23 protein-coding genes, 1 tRNA gene and 1 pseudogene are annotated in these 18401 nt (G+C 67.0%); 13 read left to right on the forward strand and 12 right to left on the reverse strand.

Features of this window, described 5'->3' with window-relative positions; all coding sequences use genetic code 11:
* Positions 1-52: 52 nt before the first annotated feature.
* Positions 53-126: transfer RNA gene (locus SK803_RS37060), tRNA-Leu, on the forward strand.
* A gap of 875 nt (positions 127-1001) precedes the next feature.
* Here the strand turns inward: SK803_RS37060 and SK803_RS46655 are convergent.
* The 5 genes and pseudogenes from SK803_RS46655 to SK803_RS37085 all read right to left on the reverse strand — a co-directional run.
* Positions 1002-2048 (reverse strand): annotated as a pseudogene (locus SK803_RS46655) (recombinase family protein); the annotation flags it as partial.
* Positions 2045-2332 carry a hypothetical protein gene (locus tag SK803_RS37070; protein WP_319970860.1) on the reverse strand — a complete coding sequence of 96 codons (288 nt, stop codon included), beginning with the start codon at positions 2330-2332 and terminating at the stop codon, positions 2045-2047. The gene SK803_RS37070 and the pseudogene SK803_RS46655, both read right to left, overlap by 4 nt.
* 352 nt (positions 2333-2684) lie before the next feature.
* Positions 2685-3581 (reverse strand): replication-relaxation family protein, encoded by an 897-nt coding sequence (locus SK803_RS37075; protein WP_319970861.1) that lies wholly within the window; start codon positions 3579-3581, stop codon positions 2685-2687.
* 96 nt (positions 3582-3677) lie between these two features.
* Complete coding sequence (locus SK803_RS37080; RefSeq protein WP_319970862.1) at positions 3678-5246, reverse strand: type IV secretory system conjugative DNA transfer family protein; 1569 nt, start codon at positions 5244-5246, stop codon at positions 3678-3680.
* Positions 5233-6360, reverse strand: coding sequence for a hypothetical protein (locus SK803_RS37085; RefSeq protein WP_319970863.1), 1128 nt, complete (start codon positions 6358-6360; stop codon positions 5233-5235). The genes SK803_RS37080 and SK803_RS37085 overlap by 14 nt, the downstream gene beginning before the upstream one ends.
* A gap of 243 nt (positions 6361-6603) precedes the next feature.
* Between SK803_RS37085 and SK803_RS37090 the strand changes: the two genes are divergently transcribed.
* Complete coding sequence (locus SK803_RS37090) at positions 6604-6774, forward strand: hypothetical protein (protein WP_319970864.1); 171 nt, start codon at positions 6604-6606, stop codon at positions 6772-6774.
* Positions 6775-7276: 502 nt separating this feature from the next.
* On the opposite strand, the gene SK803_RS37095 is transcribed toward SK803_RS37090, so the two are convergent.
* Positions 7277-7783 carry a hypothetical protein gene (locus SK803_RS37095; protein ID WP_319970865.1) on the reverse strand — a complete coding sequence of 169 codons (507 nt, stop codon included), beginning with the start codon at positions 7781-7783 and terminating at the stop codon, positions 7277-7279.
* A 39-nt stretch (positions 7784-7822) separates the two neighbouring features.
* Here SK803_RS37095 and SK803_RS37100 point away from each other — a divergent pair, with 39 nt between their 5' ends.
* The 8 genes from SK803_RS37100 to SK803_RS37135 all read left to right on the forward strand — a co-directional run bounded on the left by SK803_RS37100 (position 7823) and on the right by SK803_RS37135 (position 13697).
* The gene (locus tag SK803_RS37100; RefSeq protein WP_319970866.1) at positions 7823-8602 is read left to right on the forward strand and encodes an ESX secretion-associated protein EspG; all 780 of its coding nucleotides are present in this window, start codon (positions 7823-7825) and stop codon (positions 8600-8602) included.
* 99 nt (positions 8603-8701) lie between these two features.
* A complete protein-coding gene (locus SK803_RS37105) occupies positions 8702-9091 on the forward strand; it encodes a hypothetical protein (protein WP_319970867.1) in 390 nt (129 codons plus the stop codon).
* 49 nt (positions 9092-9140) lie between these two features.
* Positions 9141-9683 carry a DUF3558 domain-containing protein gene (locus SK803_RS37110; RefSeq protein WP_319970868.1) on the forward strand — a complete coding sequence of 181 codons (543 nt, stop codon included), beginning with the start codon at positions 9141-9143 and terminating at the stop codon, positions 9681-9683.
* Between the two features lie 29 nt (positions 9684-9712).
* The gene (locus SK803_RS37115) at positions 9713-11173 is read left to right on the forward strand and encodes a hypothetical protein (protein WP_319970869.1); all 1461 of its coding nucleotides are present in this window, start codon (positions 9713-9715) and stop codon (positions 11171-11173) included.
* Positions 11174-11226: 53 nt separating this feature from the next.
* The gene (locus tag SK803_RS37120; protein WP_319970870.1) at positions 11227-11574 is read left to right on the forward strand and encodes a hypothetical protein; all 348 of its coding nucleotides are present in this window, start codon (positions 11227-11229) and stop codon (positions 11572-11574) included.
* Between the two features lie 53 nt (positions 11575-11627).
* A complete protein-coding gene (locus tag SK803_RS37125) occupies positions 11628-12356 on the forward strand; it encodes a hypothetical protein (RefSeq protein ID WP_319970871.1) in 729 nt (242 codons plus the stop codon).
* Positions 12357-12360: 4 nt separating this feature from the next.
* A complete protein-coding gene (locus tag SK803_RS37130; RefSeq protein ID WP_319970872.1) occupies positions 12361-13068 on the forward strand; it encodes a hypothetical protein in 708 nt (235 codons plus the stop codon).
* Positions 13065-13697, forward strand: coding sequence for a hypothetical protein (locus SK803_RS37135; RefSeq protein WP_319970873.1), 633 nt, complete (start codon positions 13065-13067; stop codon positions 13695-13697). Before SK803_RS37130 ends, SK803_RS37135 begins: the two co-directional genes overlap by 4 nt.
* 71 nt (positions 13698-13768) lie before the next feature.
* On the opposite strand, the gene SK803_RS37140 is transcribed toward SK803_RS37135, so the two are convergent.
* The 6 genes from SK803_RS37140 to SK803_RS37160 form a co-directional block, all read right to left on the reverse strand.
* Positions 13769-14569: a DUF5753 domain-containing protein gene (locus SK803_RS37140; RefSeq protein WP_319970874.1), complete on the reverse strand. Its 801-nt coding sequence runs from the start codon at positions 14567-14569 to the stop codon at positions 13769-13771.
* 104 nt (positions 14570-14673) lie between these two features.
* Positions 14674-15633, reverse strand: a complete 960-nt coding sequence (locus tag SK803_RS37145) for a Scr1 family TA system antitoxin-like transcriptional regulator (protein ID WP_319970875.1) — start codon at positions 15631-15633, stop codon at positions 14674-14676.
* A gap of 42 nt (positions 15634-15675) precedes the next feature.
* On the reverse strand, positions 15676-15960 hold the full coding sequence (locus tag SK803_RS46660) for a zinc finger protein (RefSeq protein WP_406601642.1): 285 nt from the start codon (positions 15958-15960) through the stop codon (positions 15676-15678).
* Positions 15961-15982: 22 nt separating this feature from the next.
* Positions 15983-16441 carry a hypothetical protein gene (locus SK803_RS37150; RefSeq protein ID WP_319970876.1) on the reverse strand — a complete coding sequence of 153 codons (459 nt, stop codon included), beginning with the start codon at positions 16439-16441 and terminating at the stop codon, positions 15983-15985.
* 2 nt (positions 16442-16443) lie between these two features.
* Complete coding sequence (locus SK803_RS37155) at positions 16444-16761, reverse strand: hypothetical protein (RefSeq protein ID WP_319970877.1); 318 nt, start codon at positions 16759-16761, stop codon at positions 16444-16446.
* Between the two features lie 29 nt (positions 16762-16790).
* Positions 16791-17105 carry a hypothetical protein gene (locus SK803_RS37160; RefSeq protein WP_319970878.1) on the reverse strand — a complete coding sequence of 105 codons (315 nt, stop codon included), beginning with the start codon at positions 17103-17105 and terminating at the stop codon, positions 16791-16793.
* 224 nt (positions 17106-17329) lie between these two features.
* Here SK803_RS37160 and SK803_RS46665 point away from each other — a divergent pair, with 224 nt between their 5' ends.
* Genes SK803_RS46665 through SK803_RS37170 form a run of 3 tightly spaced genes read left to right on the forward strand, consistent with a single transcriptional unit; the run spans position 17330 to position 18383 of the window.
* Positions 17330-17692 (forward strand): helix-turn-helix domain-containing protein, encoded by a 363-nt coding sequence (locus tag SK803_RS46665; RefSeq protein WP_406601640.1) that lies wholly within the window; start codon positions 17330-17332, stop codon positions 17690-17692.
* Entirely contained in the window at positions 17587-18186 is a 600-nt protein-coding gene (locus SK803_RS37165; RefSeq protein ID WP_319970879.1) for a DUF5753 domain-containing protein, read from the forward strand. The genes SK803_RS46665 and SK803_RS37165 overlap by 106 nt, the downstream gene beginning before the upstream one ends.
* Positions 18183-18383 carry a DUF397 domain-containing protein gene (locus SK803_RS37170; RefSeq protein WP_319970880.1) on the forward strand — a complete coding sequence of 67 codons (201 nt, stop codon included), beginning with the start codon at positions 18183-18185 and terminating at the stop codon, positions 18381-18383. Before SK803_RS37165 ends, SK803_RS37170 begins: the two co-directional genes overlap by 4 nt.
* The last annotated feature ends 18 nt before the right edge of the window (positions 18384-18401 follow it).

Below are 18401 nucleotides of genomic sequence, written 5' to 3' on the forward strand. Positions count from 1 at the left end.
GGGTCCCCGCAAGAAACCCGGTGGCCTGATCCGCTAGAGTTCACGTCGCTACGCCCCCGTAGCCCAATCGGCAGAGGCAGCGGACTCAAAATCCGTCCAGTGTGCGTTCGAGTCGCACCGGGGGCACGTACAACGTCCACACAGGAGCCCGTGACCGCGCTGGTCACGGGTTTCTGCGCGTCTTGGGACATTTCGTCGATCCTTTCCACAGCTCCGGCGATGGCGGTGAGCCGATCCGCCGGCAGTTTGATGGTCAGAGTCACGTAGTTGCTGTCCGGATGTAGCCGGATGGTCAGCTGGGTGGTGTCGAACAGCTTCCGCAGCAGCTTCTCGGGTGCCTTGGCCAGGTCGATCCGTAGCTGTGGGAGCGCGTCGATCAGGTTGACGTCCTCTTCGCTGGGTTTGGCGGGCTCGGCCTCGTCGACGGCGTCGAGTTCCGTGACGGTGGCCAGGGGGGCCTGTTTCTCGGTTTCGAGGTCGTTGTAGCTCTGGCGCAGTCCTCGGCTGAACGGGTCATCGGGATCGCCGCTCTGTGCCTGGCGCAGGATGGTGTCCTGGCGGCGAGCGACATCGGCAATGCCGCGTTGTAGTCGCTCTCGCTGGGCCTGTCGTTCCTGGGTTTGCCGGTCGTCGACCGTGGCGAGTTCGGCGGCGAGGATCGCTCGGCGGTGTGGGCCGAAGACCCTGTCGGCGTAGAACGCGGCAATCGCGTCGAGCAGCTTGCTCTCGCGGATGTAGACCGTCTTGGCGTGGTTGGGGTAGTTGTCGGGGCGGCCGCGGTTGTTGTTGCGTGGCCAGCACAGGTAGTAGGCGCGCTCACCGCGCTGGCTGCCGAACATCCGGCGCCCGCAGGCGTCGAACACCATGCCGCGAAACACGTACGTACGGGTGGTCTCGGGGTGGCTGTTCAACTCGTTGCCGTCGCGCGAGCCTCGCTTGACCTGCCGCCGCGCGTTGAGCTCGTCGAACATCCACTTCGGAATCAGCGGTTCATGCGCAGGCTCGGTGGACCACACCCACTTCACCGGATCGTTGATCTTGCCGCGCCGGGAGCGGGAGGCGCGGCGGTTGAACACCTGGTAGTCGGTGTACTTGGGATTGCGCAGGATCTCGTAGACGCTGGTCTTGCCCCAGGCCCCGCGTGCCCGGACCTTGCCGGGCGGCACGGGTGGCGGGTACTTGGCGGGGTCGGAATTCAGACGGTCGGCGATCGTGTCGTAGCCGAGACCTTCGTGATAGCGCCACGCGGCCATCTGCGTGACAGTCTCGCCCCGCAGGCCGTCGGGCTCGAGCCGTGTCTTGGTCTGACCCTTGACGGCCTTGGTGGGGTTGGGGTGGCGGTAGATCTTGGCCTTGTAGCCGTACGGCGGTTTGCCGATGTTCCAGCCTTCGCGCACATGCGTGCACAGTCCACCCCAGGACTGTTCGAGGGTGTTGAGGACCTCGTACTCGGCCACCGACTGGTTGATCCGGCGCTGCAGAATTCGCTGCGCCCGACTCCCGGCCAGTGTGATCGGTTCGTTGGAGGCGAACAGCGGGACCTCGACTCGTTCCAACTCCCGTTCGATCGAGAGGCCCTCGAAGGTGCGGCGGGCGACTCGCGCGACGCTCTCGCAGATCACGACATCGAATCGGCGGCCTGGATGCGTGGCTTCGTCGAGCAGATCGGTGACGCCGCCGTCACGAGCGATCGGGATGTCGTAGCGCTCGTAGTTCTCACCACGACCACGTTGGTCGAGTTCCATGCGGCCTGACTCGACGTCGTAGAAGTGCGTGACGATCACCCACGACTCAGGGATGGCGGCCTTGCAGTTTCCGAGCTGCCGCAACATGGACTGGCGCGGATCCTGCTGGTCGTCAGTGGACGTTCGAGCAAGGAAGGCGACTCGGACTTCGTTGCGCAGCAAGGCTGTCGGTATGCCGAGTGGCGAGACCGCGTAGTCCGACAACCCTGACGGCCCGGACGGCACCACAGTGAGCGCCGCGGGGAACCGTGCGGCCAGTGCCGGTGCGGGCGGGTCCATATCGGGGTTGTTCGGCGTGTTCATGCAGCCTCCCGTTCGTCGGGCTGTTCAGCGCGTTCCTGGGTCATAGCCCAGTCGAGAAGGTCGTGGATCACGGCGTTCAGCTCGCCGTGCAAACGATCGCCTTCGGCGCCACTCACGTAGCGCACGTCACCGGAGAAAGTCCAGTTCTGCGTGCGCTTTCCTGTCCCATCATACCGCCAAACCACCTGTTCAGGGATGGCATGGGGCGGGATCTCGATGTCACCATCGGGTGCTTTTCGAGGCAGTGGAACAACAATCGCGTCGTCGTGCGGTTGGGGGTCCATCGTCGGCACCTCCAGATGCCCGTGAGCACGCTCCTGGTGCGCGTGATGTCACGGGCGGTTGTTCGGCAGGCCAGGTTGTGGCGTCGAACAGGAAAGCCAACTGGTGGGCCTCGACTCCCCGACTGCACTTCGGCACCCGTCGGGGCCGGCGATCACCGGCTGTGTGGTTGCGCTCCGGACGTTGTTGCCCTTGGTACAGCGAGACAAGCTGCGAGACCTGGTCGAGACGAGCGAGAACAGGTGTCTCGCTGCGGTCTCGGCGTTGTCTCGCTGTCTCGTTGCTGGTCTCACCGAAAGGCGAGACAGGCGGGCGTTCGACGCGAGTCCGGAACATGTTGTGGGGAAATGAACTTCAGGCGGAACGAAGGTATGAGTCTCGATCATCCTCCAACGGTTGCGTGCGGCGAGATGTGAGGCTGGCGAGGGCGCGGCGGCGTACGTGCCCAGCTGGCAGCCAGAGTTCGTCCACGATGGATGGTGTGGCGGGCGTGATTTGCTGGTTGGGCGGGGCGAGTTGGTCCGCGGGCAAGGTCGCCACGGGTACGGGTGCCTTATGCGGCCAGCGCCGTGCGATGCCGACGTGGAAGTTGTGCTCGCGGCTCGTGCTAGGGAGCTGGAAAAGGACGGGCTTGCGGATGCCGGCGTCGGCCAGCTCGGCGTACTTGCCGACTTTCTCCACCAGGGTCGCGATGGGTTCGGTTCCGGTGTCGTGTTCGTAGAAGAACGCGAGTGTGCCGTCGGCAGCGGTGTATTCACCGTAGGCATCAGGGCGCACGATGCCTGCGCAGGTTTCGGCGATCTCGTTTTCCGGCCACCATTCGCGCAGGGCGCACTCGGGGTGGTCTCGGGTGTGTCCAGCCAGGGTGGCGAAGAAGTCGTTGACGCCGAGCCGGTGTTCGGTGTGGGTGGAGTGCGCGAACCGCAGCACGGTTTCGGTGACTGTGGCGGGCCGCGGCAGTGCGGCTCCGGTTGCAGCGGCGTGCACGACAGCGCCGACGGGGCCGAGGGTGTAGCGCCACTGCTGGGAGCCGGGCCAGATGTCGCGGCGGAAGCGGGCGAGCACGCCGCGTTCGTGGAGCACCGCGAGCCGGGATCGGGCGTGGGAGTAGGAGCCGAACACCAGCCGCGCGAGCTGCAGTGCGGTGAGCACCCGATGCCGCGCCAGGTAGGAGATCACCTCGGCATCGCGGGCGGTGAGCCCGCGCGAGTGTGTGAGCACGTCGGCCCGGCTTGCCGGGCGGATCTCCACCCTTGGGGGTGTGTGCGGATGTATCGATGAATGTCGGGAGACGCGCACTGTTCCTCCACTTCTGCCGTGAGCTGCGGAAAGGCCGGTGCCGGGCGTTCAGTCAGTGGGCCAGTCATAGGTGACCCGTTGAGTGGCCGGTGGCTGGCCCACTGAGTGGCCCGCTGACTGATTGGGCACCACAGTGCGAGTGAGATCGGCGCCCAGCCGGGCGGCGCGGGGCGCGGTGCCAATGTGCCGGCGGCGGGCGGCGCGGGCGCGCTGCTCGGCGGTCAGGCCGGTCCGTTTGCGTGCGGCAGCTCGTAGTTGTTCAGCACGGCCGGGAACAGACGGCGGCAGTGGTTCCGTGGCGAGCGTGAAAGGTGGCACGTCGTGTCCGTGGTGGACGGTGCGGGCCAGGACCTCGAAGGCGGGACGGCGGGCGAGGTCACGTTCGTCGAAATAGGGTGCCACGTGCCGGACGAGTTTGGTCGCGTCATTCGGAGAGACGGTGAACAGGATTTTGTTGCGGGCGTTGGCATCCACTGCCTCCCGCACATCCGGAGGCAACTGGGCGAGGTGCTGGTGCGCCAGCACGAGCGAGAGGCGGTAGCCGCGTGCTTCGGCCAGCGCGTCGTCCACGCCGATCGGCATGTGCAGGAAGTTGTGGCACTCGTCGACCACGATCGTGGCGTCCCTGCGGTCTTCCGGCGCCAGGGCGGCGCGGCGCGTGGCGGCGGACCACAGCCCGGACAGCAGCAATGACCCGACGAGCTGGGCGGCATGCTCACCGATTTCGCCCTTGGGCAGCCGGGCGATCAGGATGCCGCCGTCGAGGATGTCGGCCAGGTTGATCGTGGAAGCCGCGGTGCCGAGCAGATCGCGGGCGAACCGGCGGGACAGCACCGACCGCAACCGTGACAGCACCGGCCCGGCAAGTTGGTTGCGCTGCCCCGCAGACAGGGCGTCGTAGCCCTCCCAGAACCCGTCCAGCCCTTCCGGTTCCCCGTGTTTCGCGAGGATGGCGTGGCGGAACTCCGGCCGCGTCAGCACCGGGATCACCTCGGCCAGTGTCGATCCCGGCCGCCGCACCAACGTCAGGCAGGCGGCGCGGAGCACATCGTCCATCCGTGGTCCCCACCAGGCGGCGTACAGGCGACGGAACACACCGACCACGCTCTCGGCGGCCCACTCCCGCCCGGTCTCGCCGTCTCGCAGCGCCGTCTCGCGGTCTCGCTGGGCGGTCTCAGTGTCTCGTCCCGGCGTCTCGCCGGGGCGGTCGAGCGGGGCGAGCACGTTCCACGCCGGCGGTGCCTCGGTCTCGGCGGGGTCGAGGATCACCAGCCGATCCCCGCAGGACACGGGGAGCCGGTCGAGCACGTGACGGGCCAGATCTCCTTGGCAGTCCAGCAACACCACGCCGCGCCCGGCGTCGGCCTCGGCGAGCACGTGGTTGGCCAGCCAGGTGGACTTGCCCACCCCGGTCACACCCTGCACGTGGATGTGGTGACGGGCGTCGGCCACCCGCAGCGCGATTCCTTGGGGAGGGCCGTCATTGGCGATCCCCAGCGGTTTCGGGATCTGCCGGGCCGGATGCTCGGCCGGGACCAGCCGCAACCGCGACGATCGGCGCCGACGCGCGGCGGTCTCGGTACGAGTGGCGGGGATGTGGCGGTCAGGCTGCGGCATCGTGGCCTCCCTCAGGTTGGTCCGGCTTGGGGCGGCGGGGATCGAAGCGGGGCAGGTCGCGGCGGGGGCGCCGAATACGGGCGGTGGCGTCGGTGATGCCGTACTGCGCCGGCTGGTCGGGCAGATGCCACAGCGCGGCTGCCTCGTCGAGGGTGACCAGGAACCGGTCCTGGCGGCGTCCGGGCAGCCGCTGCGCCAGCTGCCGTTCCGCGCGGTGGGCGGGGTGGGTGGCCAGGATGGCCGCGGGGGCGGCGAGGTCGTAGCCGTTGACGAGCTCGTTCACCGCGCGCCGTCGTAGCCGTCGTGACACCGGAGAGCACACCGCCAGGCGCAGGGTCGCCTGCAGATGCGGGCCGTGTGCCTGCTTGGCCGCGATCGCCTTGCGGTACGCGGCCACCGCCGGATCCTCCGGCGCGCTGGTGGCCGCGGCAGGCTCGTGGCTGGCGGCCGAGCCCTTGCCGAGGAATACGTCCGCGATCGCGAGGATGATCACGAACGGCGCCTTCAGGAAACCAAGGGCGATCCGCGCCCACCACGACCGGCTCCGGTCGCCGCGAGGGCGGCCGGCGTGGGCCGGGGACACGATGAGCTGCACGCACGCGCTGTCCGTCTCACCGCGGTCGGCCAGCGCGGCCAGCACGCTGTGCAGCCCGTCCACCTCGGCGGCCTGTCGCCGCGTGGCGCGCGTGGGGTCCAGCAGCGGCGCCCACGGTCCACCGCACGGCAGCACGTACGCGGCGGTAACCCGCCCAGCACTGTCACGGGACAGCGCGGGCGGGTTGTTGGTGACGGTGGCACGGGCACCGGGCCAGCACCGCCCGATCACCTCGGCCACCGACGACGCAGACAGTGCCGGAGGCACCCACACGCCCGCGCGCATCCCGGTGGCATCGGCGACGAACTCCACCGCCAGATGCCGTGGGGCCAGTCCTCGGCCGGTGCGGGACAGCAGACCCGCCAGCGCCCGCCACAGCCCGCGCGCACCGTCGGCGGGCATCACCGCGGGCGGGGTGATCTGCACCCACGATGCCTGCTCGGCCGCCTCCGCGCGGGTACGGCGTACCGCCACGGCGAGCAGCGCGCCCACCGTCAGCGCCGCCACGGATGTGAGCACCAGCAGCGGCCACCACACTTGGATCGTGCGCCACGCCCAGCCAGCCGCGTAGGACAGCCATGCCCACAGGCTGGACGGATCACACAGAAACGAGCCCAACGGTGAGTCCGCGTCCGAACACTTCTCTGGCGCGGACGGCGGTGTGGACAAGGGCACGGCCGGGACAAGCCCGGCTTGAAGATCAACGGAGAGCAAGTCGCGCGATGGCATGGCGTCTCTACCTCCACGGGTCGGGGATGCGTCGTGTTCGCTGGCGAGACGTCCGCGACGGTGGCCGCGATGCAGACAGCCCCGCACGGGTTCGGTGGCGTGGGCATGTCGCAGCGGCGCGGTGTCGGCGGACGAACACGAAAGATCAGGAGCGCGACCAGATCCGGCAGGGCCTGCGCGGTCATCGAGGAGGGCCGGCTCTAGATAGCCGGGACATGAACTCCTCTACCGCGTCTGGCACCACACCCTGGTCGGGCGTGGTGCCGCGTCCCCGCGCCTACCGTGGCGCTCCGCGACACCGGGACACTCGACTCCAAGCGCCCCTGAGGGGTCCACCCGGCCGGTCCAACGGCGACGCCCACCTTGTGATCACTTGCCGTGTGCGATAAAATCCTCTCGGCGGAACCTGCACATCAAGCGATTCAAGCTAGAACCTTCCAGGGTAGCTCGGAATCAGAGTAGCGTTCAATGCCCCGTTCGGGTGAATGCTGGTGCGACTGTCTGCTCCGCAGGGTTGCCTCAGGCGGCAGACCGTTCGATCTCGGTACCGTCCCGGTCATCGACCTGCCGCTGCTCGACACCGTGGCCGCGTTCCTCGACGCCCGGTTCGACGACGACCCAGGAAGAGATCGAACGAGTCGCGGCGCTCTTCAACCGGATCGATGCTCGCCGCAACGCGAAGAAACTTAGACCACAACGTGCTCAATTAGTCGGTGTCCTCATCCCGTCGCCGCTCTGACACCTTGTCGCGGTAGTCGTCAGCAAGACCGTTGAAGTAGACGACGGCATTGACGTCACGGCGGGCGATGGCATGGGCTGCCTCTGCCTGAAGGCTGAACAACATCGCCTGATCGAGCCACCCCTCACGGGCCTGCTCGCCACGTTGCTTGCGCATCACGTCAGTGACCAGGTGCCCGAAGTCCTCCAGTTGGGGCGCGAGTTCTGCGAAGAGCTCGCGTGATCGCGAGCCGAACAGACTCACCCGGTCCAGGTACTCCAGTGCCGCCTGGCGCTCCTCGGCGGACAGCGCGTCCAACTCGGCGCGTTGCTCGGCGGTAAGGCCGAGTTCGTCGAGTTCGGGCGGTAGGTGAGGGTCGGTCATGCGCTTCAGTCTGCCCGCCCGAGTGATCGTCGGTGCGATCTTCGACTGAATGTGGACGGTAACGCTCTGCTGATGAGTGTTCGACTGGCAGTATGCCGTCCGGTCACGCACCGTGTGAGAACGGTGCACAGGCAAGGGAGTGGTCGAAGAGTGTCGGGGGAGATCGTCTGTTCGTTCGCGGCGCTGGACGTGCTCGGTGAGGCGTTGCGGATCAATCTGCGGCGGTTCCCGTTCGCCATCCCGCACCACGGTGCGACGAGGGAGGACCGGCTCCGGCTGGTCGAGGCGGTGCACCGGGACCTGATCGACCGTGATCTGGTCCGCGACGGCGAGTTCGCGCCGGAGCTGCTGGAGGCGTTGCACGTGTTCGCCCGCGGAAACCTGGTGATCGCGCTGGTCGGCACCGCCGGCGACACACAGCCCGCGGCCCTCGCGGTGGCCGACGACCGCACGGGCGTGGTTGCGGAACAGCAGGGCGAAACGATCGCCTTCCGACTCTGCCAGCCCGACGCGGCCGTGCCCGCTCTGGTGCGGCTGCTGCCTCCGATGCGCCCTGGTCCGGGAGTCTCGGTCACGGTGACCGACATCTCGGCACCCAAGGGCAGGCGGCGGGCGGACGACGACTTCTCCGAACACACCTTCAGGACCCCGGTGAAGGCCACTGCGCCGTCGCCGGCCGGACAGCGAGCGGCGGCCGAGGAGATCCTGCGCCGTCCCCGGCTGGGCGCCGGGTACCTCCAAGTCTCGGCGCGTGGCCGCAATGGGCAGGAGACCGAGCTGGGGACGATCAACTACCTGGACACCGACGCCGGGCGGTACGCGGTGATCCCCACCGCTGGCAACGATGGACGGCTAGTGGCGACATACACCCCTGCTGACCAGGCCGCTCTCGACCGGCAGCTGAACCGGATCATCGACTCCAGCCGGTGAACGGGGAACTGGTGGTGAGCCTGGTGCGTCCGATCCGGCGGACACGGCCGCGACTACTTGTTACCGTGAGGCGACGCAGCGTCAAGAAGGGGTTCGACTATGCCGGAGGCGTTCTTCAGCGGCATGCGGGGGATCAGCGAGTCGGTGGCAGCCTTCTCCGCTTCGGTCGCGGCGGGCGTGGGTGTCAACGAACAAGGCGGCCAAGCCCTGATCAAGGCCGTCGACAAAATGCACAAAGGTATTTCGGACGCTCTTCAGAAGACGGAATTCCTCAGCCAGGAGCCGCCGCTTGGGACGACTCCGGCCGCACAGGTCTATAAGCCGTTCCTAGCCACCATCGCTACCGACCCGGCGCAGGGCTTCATCACCGCAGCGAAGCAGTTCCAGAAGGAACTGGAGCAGATGCGCGCTGATGTGGAGAAGGCGATGGCCGCCTACCAGACGGCCGACCAGGACGCCAAGCAGGGCATCAACAAGGCCGGTGGGTAGACCCTTTCCGCCTGACCGAACCAGGAAGCAACTCGTGAACTCTCGGATCGTGCTGACCAGCCTGGCCGCCGCCGCACTGGTCGCCATCACCGCGTGCACCGGATCGACCCCCGGTGATCCCAAGCCCACGCCGAATACCGGCAGCAACACCTCCAGCGAGGACGCTGGCAGCCCAACGAGTTCGCCGACCTCGACCAAGTCGAGCGGCTCGCTGGCGGACACCGACCCGTGCAGCCTGCTCACCAAGAGCGAGGCCGAACAGGTGCTGGGGACCTTGGATGAGGAACCGAAGCAGGAGAAGCTTGGCACCGCACGGACCTGCCAGTTCTCGCCAAAGCGCGTCAGTTTGGGCGTAGGTATCCGTACGAACGTCGGGCTGGCTGGTCTTCAGCCGAACGGTGGCGAGATCAAAGACGTCAAGGTTGGCAGTCACCAAGCGAAGCAACTGCTCGGTGCGACTGGTAGTTGCGGTGTCTACCTCGGGGTCGACTCGTCGTCGCGGGTTGATGTCGTGCTCAACGCGGGTGCGTCAACCGATCCGTGTCCGCTGGCGTTGAAGATCGCTGAGCTGGTCGAGCCGAAGTTGCCGTAGTCGCTGTTGCTGGGAGAGGGGTGCGGGGGATGAACGAGGGAGCGCCGGGAAGACCGTCCGATGTGTACTCGCGCTACGGCGTGCAGCGGCACGCGGAGGTGCAGACCGGTCAGGAGGTCCAGGACCGGGTCACGGCCGAGGTCCAGGGTCGGTACGGCCCGTTCCTGGGCATGGTGATGCAGCTGGTCGAGGCACCGGGCCGGGTGGACGACGTGCTGGACGCTCAGGCGGCGCAGCTCAAGGGGCAGGTGCTGACCCGGTCGGCTCCTGCCGGTCCGGACGCGCACTACATCGGCATCCCGCACCAGCAGCTGCACGACTCGGTCAACAACGGGGTCGATCCCGGTGCGATCGGCGAGATCGGCGATATCTGGACCCAGATCGGCAACGAGCTGGCGACCTTCAACGACGATGTCGCATCGGCCATCGGCAGCAGCGAGAGCGACTGGACCGGTAAGGCCGGTGATGGCGCCCGGCAGGCCTTGGCCGGCATGGGCAACCGGGCCGGTGAGACCGGCACCGCCGCACAGCTCGCGGGGACGCTGTTCACCCAGCAGTCGCGGGCGCTGAGTGACGCGAAGAACAACGTGCCGCCACCACCCGCACAGCCGTATGACGCGGTGGCGTCGCGGGAACGGCTGATGTCGATCACCGATCCGATTCAGTTCGTGCAGCAGGCGGCGGCGGACAAGGCCGCGTTCCAGCAACAGCAGCAGGATCACGAGCAGGCCGCGCGGTCAGTGGAGACCTACGACCGCACGGTGGCACAGACCGCCGCGGCCCAGCCGGCGTTCGCACCCGAGCCACCCGCCCCGCCGAAGGAACCGGTTGATCCCGGCAGGCCGCCGATCGCGCCAAACCCCGGCTTCACCGGTCAGGGCAACACACCTCCCCCGCGAGTCGGCAACGACACCACCAACACGGCCTGGACGGCCCCGCCGACCCAGAGCACCAGCACGACGAACACCAGCGGCCTCAACAACAATCTCGGCGGCAACGGGCCGAACCTGGGCAACCAGGGCGGCAACAACCAGCTGGGCGGCAACAACAACCTCAGCCTCGGCGGACCGCTGCCCGGCCCGAATTCCGGTTCCAGGAGCACCCAGGGTGGTCTTGGCGGCCGAGCCGGCGGCGGGCCGGCTGGACGCGGTGGCAGCAGCGGCACGGGTGGCACGGGCGGCGGACGGCTTCCTGGCGGCAGTACTGGCCTCGGCAATCCCACTGCTGCCAAGGGTTTCGGTCCTGGCGGGTCAGCGGGCGTCATGCCGGGCGGCGAGAGCGCGGCAGGCCGTGGTGGTGCGGTTGCTGGTGGTGCTGCCGGGCGTGGTGGTGCCAGTGGCGGCGCGATGGGCGGCATGGGAGCCGGTGCCGCCAAGGGCCAGGGCGACGAAGACATTGAGCGGACGTCCCCGTCCTATCTGCTCGAGCCAGATCCGGACGAGATCTTCGGCAACGACACGCTCGTGGCTCCTCCAGTACTCGGCGAATGACGGCGACGTCCTGAAGAGTGTGCTGAGTGGTTCAAGCTGGACAAGGAGGGCTGATGACCGGCTATCAGGTGGTGACCTCGGCGGTGCGCAAGGAAGCCGTCAAGTGGGATGAGTTCGCCTCCGAAATGGGAACTGTGCGTAGCGGGCTGACCGGGCTCGCGCTTTCTCCGCTGGCGTTCTTCGCTGCGGACGCGGTCACGTTCGCGGTTTTTCCGCTGAATCTGCCGACACCTCCTGAGGAGTTGCAAAGTCTGTACGAGGACATGCGATCGTACATGGAAAAGCTCGCAGCCGAGGCGGAGAAAGAGTTCAGAGAGATCAGTGGAACATTGATCAAGATAGCAGAGACGTACGAACGCAACGAAGAAGTTGTCGAGCTTGACCTGGATCAGGTCTACTAGATTCAGGGGAATCTGGGAATATGAGCAATCCTGAAGCGTCTCACTATCCAGCGTTGATCGAGGCGCTGAACGGCGCGTTTCGCCTGGCGGCGGAGGCGGTGAACCTTCTCATCGACAACTTCACCAAGGGTGTCCACAACATCAACACCAACCCGCTCATCTACCTGGCGCCGGACTTCTTCGGCGGGCTGGAGCGAGCGCTCAACGAGCTGCGCGACTACGTCGAAAAGTTCGCCAGGGTGATGCTGGGCTTTCTGGAGCACCACGCCCCGGTCATCGCGCTGATCCAGGCCAGTTTCGACTGGCTCACCGTGATGCAGAAGCCCGTCTCGGACATCGCCGCGCGAGCGGGAGACCAGAGCGAGAACAAGAGCTTCGGTCAGTGGACCGGCCCTGCCGCCACGTACTACAACTCGCAGGTGCTCGCCCGGCAGCAGAAGGCACTCGACCAGTTCGCCCCGAAAGCCGAGGCCATCAGCAAGTGGCTGATCCAGGTGGCGCAGACAAACATCAAGCTGCTCAACACTTACGCGGACAGGATCGGCAACTTCGTCGCCAAGGCGGTGTCGGCGTTGATCTCCGCGGGCACGATCATCGGCGCCTTGGAAGCGATCGGTGACGCCGCCGAGATCTGCGGGGAACTGGTTGCTTCGGCTGTGACAGTGTTCGGCGACAGCGTGGAGTACTACACCAACACGGTCGCCTTCATGCGCGACATGTACAGCACGCGCACCAGCAATCCAGCCTTCCCCAGGGGAGCCTGGCCGCAGGCGGTGACCTGAGAACATGCTGGAAGAACACCTGCGCAACCTGAAGCTGGCCGAGCTGCACCTGCCGCCTATCGCCGCGACCAGGACGTCACCACCTCCGGAGCTCCCGTCCGCACCCGCGGACCAGTACAAGGCGAGCGATCCTTCGCGGTCGTTGTGGGTGGTCGTTGACCCGGACGCAAAGGTGCTGCGATTCGACGTGAGCAGCAGCTGGCAGACGCGGCTGCCAGCCGCCGAGTTCGGCCAGGCGCTGATGACGACCTACCTCGACGCTGTGCGGATCGCCGCCACCGTCGAACGGCAGGCACGGCGCGAGCACCGTGCCGAACCCGAACCGGTCAGCTTTCAGAGCTGGTCCGGCATGCCTGACCTGGAGACGTGGCTGGCTCAGGTCAAAGTAGAACAGGCTGCCATCGGCCGACAGCTACGCGAAGCCAGGGAGAACGCGGACAAGGTGTCACTCGAGGTGACGACCCTGCACAGTCCGTATGGCCTCATGACACTGCAGATCCGTAACAGGGCGCTGGTCGGCCTGACGGCGAACGCCGCGGCGATCTCTCAGGCGAACGTCGGGCAGTTGCAACAAGATTTGTGGGAGGTGTTCGGCGATGCTGGGCTCACCTCGGATCGAGGTATGACACCGGCGAGCCCGTCCGGGCGTCGCCCTCGTGCCGCGGAAGCCGATCCGGAAGAGGACCTGTGGAAGGGACTGGGGGCGCAGTGAACCGATCCGCTGGGATCGTGGGCGTGGCGGTGCTCGCGTTGAGTGCGGCGGCGTGTACCGGTGGCGACGCGGTGAGCGGCAGGCCGCAGAGCATGTCCAGCACGTCGCCGACCTCGGCGACATCGCCTGCGCCCGTTCGCGCCAAGTACACGGCACTGCCGACCTGCCGGCAGGTGACGCAGAGGGTGACAGGTCTGCCGCCGTTCCGGTCCGGCAACGAGGACCCCTCGGTGTCCGACATGCTCACCGGATGTGAGTTCCAGCGCATCCCGGACTGGCCGCGGGTGAACCTGCAGGTGTCGGCGTGGCGAGACGAGAACAGCGACATTTCGGGGCCTGCCGGGCCAGGTAGAGGAGCGCTCAAGGCCCGTGAAGTGTACGACGTGACATCCAAACCTGGCGCCGATCCGGCGGACGACGGTGCGGCTGAGGACGTGGAGGTGGGAGAGAATGCGAAGTGGCTGACGCCGAAGGACAGGGGCAGCTGCACGCTGATAATCCTCGACGTCAACGCCGTGCTGATTCTCGAAAACAAACCTGCGGACAAGCCCGCGCCGAGGTCGCAGGAGTGCCGTGGGCCGCTGCGTGAACTCGCGAAGTCGTTCTACAACGCGGTCCAGACGCAGTAAGCACCGAGAAGTCCCCAGCTGAAAGCACGCCGAGTTGAGTGCCCTCAAGCCGCTGGAGTGACCGCGATCGTCTAGGCCAGCGGCGGGAACGGCTTGGTCGAACGCGTTTCCGCCGCGACTGCCTGGTTGTGAGAAGGTTGCACGGCCTCGTACAGACGGGTAATCAACGCGGTTGACTCGGCTTCGCCCAAGCTTTGCGCCTCGAGCGCACGGACGACCGTCTCGTAGCCGTTGATCGCGTCCTTCGCCTCGGCGAGGAGAGTAGAGCTCTCTGTCTCCGCCCACACCAGCGATTCGTACTTGGCGAAGGTCAGCTGTGTGAACGGCCCGGCCAGCCCGGCATGTGCACCGCGTGCCGCAGGGACGATCCGGATCCTGACGTTCGGCCGGTTCGCCATGAACATCAGGTGCAGCAACTGCCCAGCGTGGACCTCGGCACCGCCGACCCGCAGGTGCAGCGCCAGCTCGTGGATGACGAACATGCATTTCACGTTGCGCCGGACCAATGCCTGCATCGCGAGCTGCGCCTGCACGCGCTCCGCCAGCTCGTCGGCCGGCGTGGTAGCGGATGCGCGTAGCACCTCACGCAGGTAGTCGGTCGTCTGCAGAAACAGCGGCACCAGGTGCGTGTGCCAGCTGATCAGCGTCTTGGCCACCTTCAGATGCTCGACGACCGTGCGCAACCGGATGGGCGCGCACCTGCCGTGCTGCTGCCACCAGCCCCGGATGTGTGTCTCGCCGTAAAGCGACAACAGGTGGACGACTTCCTCGGCGTTGACGCGGCAGACGCCCAGCAGCACGGCGACCTCAAGCTGGGTGGCGCCGCCCTTGCCATTCACCACGTCCGAGACTTTGGCCTCGTCCCAGTCCACGATCTCGGCAGCGGCGCGTGAGGTCAGACCCGCACCCGTGATCGCCGCTCGCAGCCCGGCGCCGAACTCACGACCACGCGCGGTGGAGAACCGTTTTGGCATGTCTAGCTCCCCGCCTGATCGGCAACCAACTGCAAGTGTCGCTGCTGATCTCCAGAGTCGTTGTCCGGCAACGGATCCTGAAGACGCAGCGAAGCGTGGCTGAGCCAGCGCGCTGACTCCTCCCCCGATCGGAGAACACCATCGAGCACGAGCAGTGCGCGCTCGTAGGGCTCGCGTTCGGCCGCGGACTCAAGCCAGGTGTCACCGCCATGCAGAGTGCGCAGGAGGACGGCATCGTCGAAACGCTTCTCGACGAACCGCATCATCGTGAACGACGCGCCTTGGCCGAAGTACGGCCCTGCGTTACCGTCCACAACTCGGAACTCGAACCCAGGCAGTTCGCTCAGCTCCTCCAAGAGCTCCAGCTGATCCGCCATCGCCCGCGCGCCACCGACGGTGTCCCGGATGAGCGACTCGGTCACGATCAGCCGCACACGCAGCCGGCGCGGGCTGCCCGGCCGCGCAGCGGCCTTGGCGTCCATCTCCAGGCGTTTCAGGACCTCGTGCTGTAGCGCTAGGTCCAGCTCGTGCGCAGCAGCCCCAGATTCCAACAGGGCCGCGTGGTAGGAGTCGACGCGCACCAGCTCAGGCAGCACCTCGCCCGCCACAATCACCAGCTCGCTCGCTTCGGCCATGACATCCCACGGGGTCCACGTCAGCCGTGCCCACGCGTCACCGTTAATCCGATCCCACATAGCAGGGTCGACCGCGCGCTGCGCCACGCGAACGCAGAGCTCGACTTCCTCGTCGGACGCGCCGCACGCGGCACCGACCGCCACGACTTCGAGCGCGGACATGCGTACAACGGCCCTGCAGAGCTGCGACAACTTCGCTGGCGAGAAGCCGACCAGCTCACCCAGCTCCTTCAGAGACCAACCGCGTTTCGTTCGCCAGCCCAGTACGGTCCGGCTCAACGCCCGGACTTCCAGACTTGCTCTCCCGGCGACAAGATCCAGCGCCATGTGCTCTCAACCTGTTCTTGGTTCGTGAATCTGCTTCGACGTTCACATCTGGTGACGTTGGGCTGCCGAGGGACGCTGCCTCAGGCCAATCCGTTGACGCCACTGCCGATCGCATTGCGGGCACTCGCTCCACAACCCGTCCGGGTACTTGGGCGGCGTCTTCTCCGGAACCACAACCTCAGCACCGCACAGCGCCTCTCCGCGTGCACCCGGAGCCGCCAATGCCCGCGGGATCGCATGTCGTGCGCCGAGGTACGGCAGCCAGCGGAAGGGGCGGGGCGGCGTAAGACCTTTCACCGCAACGACTTTGCGTTCCGGCGGTGTCATTTCCGGCCGGGAGCACACACGATCACCTCGCCTGGAGGGCCGCGTGCGCCACGGTCGTGAAGTCAGGAACCGGCACACCACCTGGGTCGGTGATCCACCGCAACCGGTGCGGTCCGAACCGGCTGGGCGGCAGATCGACGCACCTCCCGGCCCGGACATGATCGACGCCCTGTTCGGCGACCTCCGGGGGAGGAGGGCCGGTGTGCGACACGACGAGGAACACCCAGTGCACGCCGTGGTCGTCAGGCGACTCGAACAGCGGCACCGAGTCCCCCAGTACGGCTCGCACTCGCTCACCGAGCTTCCTCGGCATATCCAGCGCGTCGATCCCGCGGCCGGACACCAGCCACACACCGGTGCGGTACACACCCACCGTCCAGCCGTAGTCGTCCTGATAGGACTGGGCGGCGGCCTCGAACTCGGTCTGCGGTCCCTCTTGGACGCCGATGCCGAGACGAATTGCATTGCGGGGCGGGGACATAGTCACCTCACGATCGCGGGTAGGAGAAGACGAGGAGTCAGCTGCGACATCGGTAGTGGGAGGTCGTCCAGGCCGTCCAGCACGTCGGCGAGCGTGCCCGTGGCCAGCCAGCACGCCCGAGGACAACCGCTGCCGACCATCGACTCGGTGAGGAACCGCCCGGCCTGTGCGTCGGTGTCTGACCTGACCCGCAGCACGTCGAGCCACTGGCCGTGGCAGAACGAATAGATCAGCTCCGCCAGCTCATGCGGAGGGTCGGGTGACCGGAGCGGGTCGAAGGACCAGCCCCGCACTTGGTGCAGATGACGCAGGCGCTGCATCTGTGTGACCGCATCAAGAGCGCAGGCGTTCACAGCTCGGCCCTCGTTAGCGCATGACGGCCGTGGCCGGCGGGATGGAACAGAGCGATCTGGGCTTGCAGGAACACCCGGCACGGCACCCGGCGTCGCCGCCACCACCGGCCCGCTCGATGGCACTGGCGGCAGTGACCGTTGTCGTCCGGGATGTGCCCGCCGAACAGCGCGTCGAAGGCGTCGACGATCAACGGCAGTTCGTCGCGAGCGATGACCAGCGCGGCCTCGTCGCCGCCATCGGCGGCCACGTTCTTCACGGTCGCCAGGTAGCTCTTCACCCTGCGGTGCAGCTCGTCGAACACCACGTCCATCACCCCGACATTCCTTCCGACGAGCCTGGGTGCCCATGGCGGGCACTTCTGCTTGGGCCGACGGGACTGCAGGGGCGCTTCACCACCACGTGACGGCCCGGCCATCGAGGCCAGCAGTCCCGCCGACCCATGCAACATATACCGTGCAATAGCACGACTCCCATCGCCCAATCGGGTCGCTGGAGAACTGTTGCATGGGAGCGTGCAGCGCTAGTCTCGCCTACATGGCAGCACCAACTCGGGCGAAGAAGCGTCTCGGCGATCACCTCGCGCGATTGCGAGACAGCGCTGGCAGATCTCTCGCGCAGACGGCAAAGGAACTCAAGACGTCAGACAGCACCATCAGCCGGTACGAGTCAGGACACGTGCTGCCGAACTGGGCGAGCGTCGCCGCCTTGTGCGCGTCCTACGACGCCAGCGACGAGGATCGCGACACCGCGGCTCGGCTGTGGGAGAACGCGAGCGATGAGCCGCGCCGCGCGTGCGCCTACCCGCAGGCTCGACCAAGGCGTTCCGCACGTTCGTCCGCGCCGAGCTCGAAGCCGACAAGGTGCGCTCCGTTCAGCCGCTGGTCGTGCCCGGCCTGATCCAGGTGAAGTCCTATGCCCGCGCCATCGAGGCGGCCGCTCACCGGTACACCAAGCAAGACGTGCGACTCGACAGCCACGTCGCCACACGCCTCAACCGGCAGAAACGCCTGGAGAACGGCGAACTGCAGCTGCACGCGCTGATCGACGAGGCGGTCATCGAGCGCGAGGTCGGTGGTCCGGAGGTGATGGAGGAACAGCTTCACCGCCTGCTGACCGTGGGCACACGGGCGAACGTGACCTTGCAGATCATCCCCAAGACCGCCGGTGCCTACGGCAGCATGTCCGGCTCGTGCACGATCGTCAGCTTCCCGAGTCCGGCCGATCCTCCGGGCGTTTACCTGGAATACCCGGCCGGAGGCGCGTGGGTGGACAATGAGGCTGACGTAGTCCGCTTCACCACCATGTTCGACGACGTGAGCCTGGTCGCGTTGTCGCCCACCGAGACGGCAGCGCGCATCGGCCGACAGATAGGGGCGCTTGGCAGACAATGAGCAGCAGCAACTCCATGTGGCGCAAGAGCAGCTACTCGGGAGGAGGCGGCAACGAGTGCGTGGAACTCGCCGTGAGCACTGACGACGTCGGCGTCCGCGACTCCAAGAACCCGGACGCGGAGCCGCTGGGGTTCCAGCGCACTGCGTTCTGCAGCTTCATCGACGAACTCAAGAGCGGAACAAGCTATCCGCAGTAGCAGCAAGTACTGGATGGG

Source organism: Lentzea miocenica (assembly GCF_033949945.1).
GTDB lineage: Bacteria > Actinomycetota > Actinomycetes > Mycobacteriales > Pseudonocardiaceae > Lentzea > Lentzea miocenica.